The organism is Vibrio sp. 1151_11 (assembly GCF_029478525.1).
In the GTDB taxonomy this organism is placed as follows: Bacteria; Pseudomonadota; Gammaproteobacteria; order Enterobacterales; family Vibrionaceae; genus Vibrio; species Vibrio anguillarum.
In genome coordinates this window covers 1-7,164 of the sequence record NZ_SHMN01000045.1, presented here as the reverse complement: position 1 = coordinate 7,164, position 7,164 = coordinate 1, and the positions used below count along the sequence as shown (strand labels likewise).

The following is a 7,164-nucleotide window of genomic DNA, read 5'->3' as shown; positions in this document are numbered from 1 at the left end:
ACTCTACGATTACATGGTCAAATGTATGAAAGAACTGGCAAAGCCAGAGCCTGATATTAACTCTCTTCTGCCTTGGAACGTCTCACACTGAAATTAAAACGCCCCGTGGGATTATGGGGCGCATACACTTAAAAGACATTATTTGTAAGTACAACAATCACGTAAACAAAAGTATTGAGCTGATCAGCTTCCAAGGTTTTATAAAACAGTTAAAAGTACAGCTTGAACAAGGAGAATCTATCCCTGTCCCTTATTTCATAAGGCATTACTTTACAATGTCGAATGATGAATTAAACCAAATTACACTTAAGGGAGGAGCATCAAAAATATGCTCTAAGTTAACTCAAGAGAGTCTAGAAAGCATAGGTATACATATCCCAACTCTCGATGACAGATTACTTAAACATTATTTTTATTAGGGTAGATACTAATGAAAACTCATGACAACAACAGAAAACTAAGGCTTAAGTATGCTACAACGGATTAGTAATTTATTTTCATTATATAAAGGATTACCGAAAGATATCTATTATCTTGCCATTGCTAGATTTATTCTAGGATTAGGCAATTTTATTATACCTTTCATGGTGCTCCTGCTAACTCAAAAACAGGGTTACTCGACTTCGGTAGCTGGTACGTTAGTCATGGTTGTTACTGGTACCTACATGGTTGGTAGCCTCCTTGGTGGCAAACTTTCTGATGCATATGGCCATAAAAATATAATGGTGATTGGTGAGCTGCTTGGGGCTTTAGTCCTTATCGCTTGTGGTTTTTTTGCAGAGCACCATTTGGTTGCACCAGGGCTATTGTTCCTAGGATACTTTTTCATAGGTATCGCAGTACCAGCTAGTAATGCATTAGTTGCCGATCACTCTAATCCTGGAAACCGTGATGCAGTTATGTCACTAAGCTATCTTGCCTACAATCTCGGTTCAGGGGTCGGTCCGGTGATAGCAGGATATCTTTTCTGGAATCACACAGAGTGGGTTTATTGGGGAAATGGTTTAGCTATTTTCCTTGGGATACTGGTTGTAGCTTTCTACGTCAAAGCTAAACCCAATCACATTGAAAATGAACAAGAGGTATCTGACCTAGAAAAGAGTACCGATGGAGGGGTTTGGTCAGTCTTGAAAGAACGCCCTCGCCTTCTTGTTTTTGGGGTTTTATGTACCTTGCTTTGGTTTACTCTTAACCAAATGACCTTAACCAGCCCTCTGTATTACAGCCACACCTTTGACAAAGAGGGTGCAATTCTGTTTGGTCAGGTAATGACTTTTGCTAGTATTTCCGTCGTGCTTATCACTCCCGTTCTAATGAGGCTAACTTCTAAGCACTGCGAACTTAATAGCTTAGCGATGTCAGGAGTTCTCTTTGTAGTCGGGTATGGCTTAGTCGTCTCTTATGCAAACATCCCAATGCAGTTTGTTGCGTGGTTTTTTCTTGCCGCCGCCGAGGTTCTGCTCTTAACCAAAGAAGGTATTTACATTGCCAATCAATCTCCTGCTAGTCACCGGGGAAGAATCAGCGGAACTTTGCTCACCATAAGAAATATAGGACTTATGCCAACATATATGTTTATGGGTTCATTTATTGAAGATTTTGGCTACCAAAGCGCATGGATTTTTATTATTGGAGCCTCAACGTTGGCTGCACTATCGTTCTGGTTATTGTATCTTCAGCAAAAACGCGCATCTCATATAAATAAAATTGAAGCTGTCTGATATAGTTTTTTGGCTAGTTCGCAAAACTAACACATTAAGGTCTTTCTTTTTATATAATCTAAAGCAAGGCCTTGATTGCTTTACTTACCACAATAAGTAAAGGATTGCGCTTCATCGTAAGGTGATCCGCACCAGCATTTTTGAACACCGAGTTAAGTGAGTACAATCACTAACGAGGTAAAACAATGACAACTAAGAAGACTAGAATTAAACACTCCCCTGAATTTAAAGCAGAAGCTCTGAAGCTAGCAGGAAAAGTGTGAGTTGCCGCCGCAGCAAGACAGTTTTCTCTAAATGAATCTCAAATCTACGGGTGGCGGAAGAACTCAAAGAAAGACATCAATACTAGTCAGCGAGAGCAAGAGCTGGGCACAAAGGTCAAAGAGGCTTTTGACAATAGCAAAGGTCTTGATGGCTCAAGGCGCATCCAGAAAGAACTTGTTGAGAACAGTGATAGCAGTGATAGCAGTGATAATGTTAAAACCATTGCAGCCAGTATGAAGCGTCAGGATTTAACTCCGAAAGCCGCGCGCAAGTTTAAGTGTACAACAGACTGCAAGCATAAAATGCCTGTTGCTCCGAACCTGCTAGCTCAGGACTTTAACACAGCGGCTCCGAATCAAAAGTGGGCGGGTGACATCAACTACGTTGCCACAAGCGAAGGTTGGCTGTACTTGGCGGTAATTATTGATCTTTACTCAAGACAAGTAGTCGGCTGGTCGATGGATACCAGAATGACTGCTACGCTAGTCTGTGATGTGCTATCAATGCCTTGTTCCGTTGCGGATTCCCTGAGCAAGTAATCGTTCACAGTGATCGAGGCAGCCAGTATTGCTCAAAAGACTATCGAGACCTCATAACCGCTTATAATCTAAAGCAAAGTATGAGCAGAAAAGGAAACTGCTGGGACAACGCTTGTGTTGAGAGCTTCTTCCATTCAATGAAAATTGAAGCGATCCAATATGAGCCAATCATGACGCGAGACGAGATGCGCCAAGCGATCTTTGAATATATTGAGGTTGATTATAATCGGACAAGAAGGCACAGTGCCCTAGGGTATCTAAGCCCAGTTAACTTTGAAAATCAAAATGTTACTTAATGAAGCGTCCAGTCTGGCTGGAACAGACCAAAACTACCTGAATCGCCAACAACCCTAATTTAAGTCGTCAATATCCGTTTGTAGTAACGTCCTAGATTGATAGAAAAGACCCTGTTGTCACCCAAAATACCTCGATAATCGTCACTAGAATCAACAAAGATAATTAGAGAATTCTCTATTGATCGGACTATTAACCGACTACGTAACCAACCTGCAAAGGTTGCATCCTTTAACGCTTCAACACCGTAAAACCAGATCCAATTAGGGTATTCATTGTCCTCAATAGGCTTATTCAGCTTTTCTGACGACCTAAAGTTGTCTCTATACTCTTTCAGATCAATGGTTTCTACCGCAATACCCAAAGATTCATTGATTCGGTTGATCTCCAACACAAATGTGTCTGGCAGGTTTGCACGAAACACATGATGCCTATACATGTTCAAGCCCCAAGTACACCTAACATATCGTTCAAGTCCTACCTCATAGTCATTGAAATTAACATCAATATCTTCAAGTCTTTTTAAATACATAGGGAACCTTTTAAACAAAAAAACCACCAAGCCAAAAACTTGATGGTTTCGTTTATTAACTGCTTGTCCAGCAGGTCGGTTGCTTTCTTCCTGACCTATTCTTAGCTGCCTATGCGGCAGGTCACAACGATGGACTTGCAAAAGCGTTACGCATGATTTTCTTGGCTGCCTATGCGGCAGGTCACTATAAAGCATAGTCATCAAGTCTCTGATTCTGCGTGCTTAAAGTCACAAATCAAAAAAATACCCTATAATATTTAAATGTTGTAAGTCATTGTTTTTGTTTATCTGAACAAGAGTTTTCAAAAAAGGGTTAAAGCATCAAGTCAGGAACAGTCCCTCTTTTTTCATTATTGGTTGAAAAACCATAGCTATTAAAACTGGATTCAGCACGCTCACCTACAAACTCCTTTTGAATAAACAGAATAAAATCCTGCCCTGATGAACCGCTAGAAATAGGTATTCTATGAAAGCTATCGATTACACGCTCTTCCACCGCGACTGGTAATCGTTGTTCAGCCCCAGAAAGCTCGGCTCTCACCATGCTACGTTTAATTCGCCGTTTCTTCGAGCCTAAAAAGCTCTTGTTAATCATTTGGTTGCGAACAAACCTTACTTCCCCCAAGCTCTCAGGTGCCTCGCAGACACTCGATAGTTCGAATAAACCTTCATTTATCATCAAAGAAAAATAGGGCTGAAAAGAGAGCCCAATCATCATATCTTTATCTTCAGCAACAAAGGCTATAGTTTGGCCAACTGAAGATTCACCCCAGCTTGGAAAGCTAACGCCTATTCGGTTCATCACTTGTGGGTTATTGACCATAAACATATGCATTTGATGAATGCATCGACCCGCCAAAAGTTCGAAGTCAGCATGGGCAGGAATATAACGTATGTAGAAGTAGTAACGCTTGGTCATGGTTGTCCCTTACTTAGCCTTCGCTTTTGACTTTGACTTTGAACAGTTAAACAGTCCACCTTTGATTAAGACCGACATAATAAAATGCACGTCATTTGGGATGGTCTGAGAAACTGTCATTGTCTCAATCCAATTCTCTGTATTTCTGACTAATTGGTAAAAGTCATTTCCATGGGACACATGTCGCCTTGCTATAACGTACTCTCGGTCAGCTCCATATTCATTCACTCTTAATAGCTTATCAGCCTCTTCATGCCACCAATCATCAATCGATTGCAACGCCGCACCAACTTTTTGTCCGTGAAACGCGACGGTTTCTTTTCCGCTCAAAAGCTCTACTGTGGCTAGCTGCTTAGTAGGGATTCCATCTTCTCGACTATCCAAAAACTCTTGGCTTGGGTAAACCTCATCTCCCCAGCCAACCCGCAGTTTTGCTTTGATGTCCATGTAGAAGTATTCGCTTGGGTCAGACAATGCTCGCTCCATATAGGCTGTAAGCCTTTCTAAGCATTCTGTTGAATTACCATCCCAATGACCATACCACGAGAGTTTTTGAGCATGTTCGACAACGAAGGTATCCAATTCACTGGTCGTCACTTCAATAGTGATATTTCTGCACTCACGATTTCGCCATAACCAAGTACCAAGCAAGATGTTCTTCGCATAACGATTAGCTAACTCTTTGTATCCGTTGAGCTCTTTATAAATCTTAGCAAACATAGACAGTTTACTGCGTACTTCATCATCACTACAGATATCTGGGGTTAACGAATTGGCCCGAATTCGAAGTGAAAATGCGCAATAGATTTCATCAACGCCGGGCTTTACATAGCACTCTTCGATGAACTGAGGGTTTGAATATGCCAAGTCTTGGGGGGGCAACATTCTTGTCGACGAACTTGTTCCCCTTATATGCTTCTGAATAATTCCCTTTTGGTGCGCGCAATCGGGTTCTATCTACATTAAGGGGACACATCTCACCACTTTCGGATAGATAGTAGAAATAAGCCTTGCCAGCAGAAAGTGATCGGACATAGTTCAACTGAGTGCAAAGTTCCATAAGCGATTAATCCCTATAGTTTTTTATAAGAATAGTTTCGCTACTGCATTCTATCGACCAAAAGGCGTGGTTTAAAAAGTGATCTCGTCCACTAAAACGGACCTCTATCGGGTTTATTCGCTTAGCTAGCCCTATCGCATTCTCCGCATAAGCATGACAACCTGTGATTGCGTTATCCCGCTTAGTTGGATGCTCTAACAAATGGTAGCCAAGAGAAACAGGCAAGTTGTCATCACGTTGAGTGAGCAACCGTTCTAACTCATCAAAGCTAGTAGGGTGCTTTTCACTTGGGTATAACCATCGCCCGTATGCAGGTAATCCTTTTAAAACATGGAAAAGTTCACTCCTGCCTGTAAATGTTCTAAGCCACTCAATCTGCATCGATAGCTGTGGTTGGTATAATGCCCCTCCGGCGAAAGCAACAGGAAGGGCCGTTTTAAGCGCTGATCTAAAATCTGAAATTCGGCTTTCACTATGAACTCTGATAACTAAGTCTATTTCTAGATCCGACAATCGTTCACTGCGAATGGTTGGTCGTTTCGCATTAGAAACCGTTCTAGCTTTGGCGACTGAGTTTGGTTCTGTCAGCTTCGCTGTTGATTGAATATTCTCGTTTCGAACATAAAAAGCGAAACTCGAAAACTCAACTGGGGAACCATTGTTAACTAATTGATTAAATTGCCTTTGATAATCGTGCATGAACCCCCAAATGGCCGTTAACGAAGGAACGCCACACAAATAAGGACTGCTCATCGCTACCGCATCTTGCACTCTCATTGACGACAGGTAGATATATTGCTCCCCCGTCACCATATCTTGATTGTTAATTGGCTTACTAAGTTGCTCAAGCACCCATGTCACTTGGGCTTTAGCTACCTGCATCAGTTTTGGGTGATAAGCAAACTTGGCAGAATAAATATTATTTTGAAACGCGAGATGTAAGCGTCGGTTAAACTCACCAGCCAAAGAGACAAGCTCCCATTCTGGTAACGACAAAAAGGCTTGAGCTAAGGTGTCGTCATGATCTAGTTGCTGCTGATTGGGTTCATATTCGGCGATATCTCTTAACTCAATGAGTGGAAGCATCCATAAGGCTATTTGCTTTCGTAAAATCTTACTTCTAACCTGACGAGCTTTTTCTCTTTGCCGCTGTGTTTTGGCTGGCTCAGACCCAATTAGGCGATTTAGTACCTGACAAATTTTGGCGTTAGTTACCTGATAGTCATCAAAGTTATGACCACTCTTTTGACGGTTTTCCGCTAACGTCCCACCCTTGGCAAGTTTAACACCTAGCGGGTAATTTAGGGCTCTCATATACCCACCCAAACTGCCACACAGGTTCCCAATACTGGCAGAGTTAGGCAGTGACGAAGAGACAAAACTGAACTTGTTTTCTGGACTTCGCGCTCTTATTTCTAGTTCGCACTGAAGAGCATGACTCACAACGGGGGTGATCGAAACATAATCATCCCCCCAAGGAAACCGTAATTGCTTACTGTAAGTACTAACACTGTCGGGAAAACTATTCTCAGGAAGCTGTTCTTCAATTGCACGTTGTAAGCGAGCAAGTGACTTCACATCCAAGCCAAATTCTTTAAGTAGATCAAGCCAAACTGGGTTTTTCTGCTGAATAAGCGAAAGAATACACACTGGCTGTGATTGCCATTTAAAAGGATTCAGTAACCATAATGTGTGACGATAGACAGCAGAGTGATCTGCTCCAGCCAGACTGGACACTTCATTAAGCGACATTTTTATTTTCAAAGTTAACTGGACTTAGATACCCAAGAGCACTGTGCCTTCTTGTCCGATTATAATCAACCTCGATGTATTCA

4 protein-coding genes and 3 pseudogenes are annotated in these 7,164 nt (G+C 41.8%); 2 read left to right on the top strand and 5 right to left on the bottom strand.

What is annotated here, in order from left to right; genetic code table 11:
- The first annotated feature begins 470 nt into the window (after positions 1-470).
- Together EXZ60_RS17985 and EXZ60_RS17980 are read left to right on the top strand one after the other, a co-directional pair.
- The gene (locus EXZ60_RS17985; protein WP_263136836.1) at positions 471-1,721 is read left to right on the top strand and encodes an MFS transporter; all 1,251 of its coding nucleotides are present in this window, start codon (positions 471-473) and stop codon (positions 1,719-1,721) included.
- Between the two features lie 185 nt (positions 1,722-1,906).
- Positions 1,907-2,820, top strand: a pseudogene (locus EXZ60_RS17980) (IS3 family transposase).
- A gap of 59 nt (positions 2,821-2,879) precedes the next feature.
- On the opposite strand, the gene EXZ60_RS17975 reads toward EXZ60_RS17980, so the two are convergent.
- From EXZ60_RS17975 to EXZ60_RS17955, 5 genes and pseudogenes are all read right to left on the bottom strand, one after another.
- Positions 2,880-3,257 (bottom strand): hypothetical protein, encoded by a 378-nt coding sequence (locus EXZ60_RS17975; protein WP_277436092.1) that lies wholly within the window; start codon positions 3,255-3,257, stop codon positions 2,880-2,882.
- A gap of 406 nt (positions 3,258-3,663) precedes the next feature.
- Positions 3,664-4,269: a type I-F CRISPR-associated endoribonuclease Cas6/Csy4 gene (gene cas6f / locus EXZ60_RS17970; protein WP_115339143.1), complete on the bottom strand. Its 606-nt coding sequence runs from the start codon at positions 4,267-4,269 to the stop codon at positions 3,664-3,666.
- 9 nt (positions 4,270-4,278) lie between these two features.
- Positions 4,279-5,329, bottom strand: a pseudogene (gene csy3 / locus EXZ60_RS17965) (type I-F CRISPR-associated protein Csy3).
- A 6-nt stretch (positions 5,330-5,335) separates the two neighbouring features.
- Positions 5,336-7,042: pseudogene (locus EXZ60_RS17960) on the bottom strand (type I-F CRISPR-associated protein Csy2); the annotation flags it as partial.
- 28 nt (positions 7,043-7,070) lie between these two features.
- Positions 7,071-7,164: IS3 family transposase (locus EXZ60_RS17955; RefSeq protein ID WP_182761394.1), on the bottom strand; the 94-nt coding region annotated here is incomplete at its 5' end.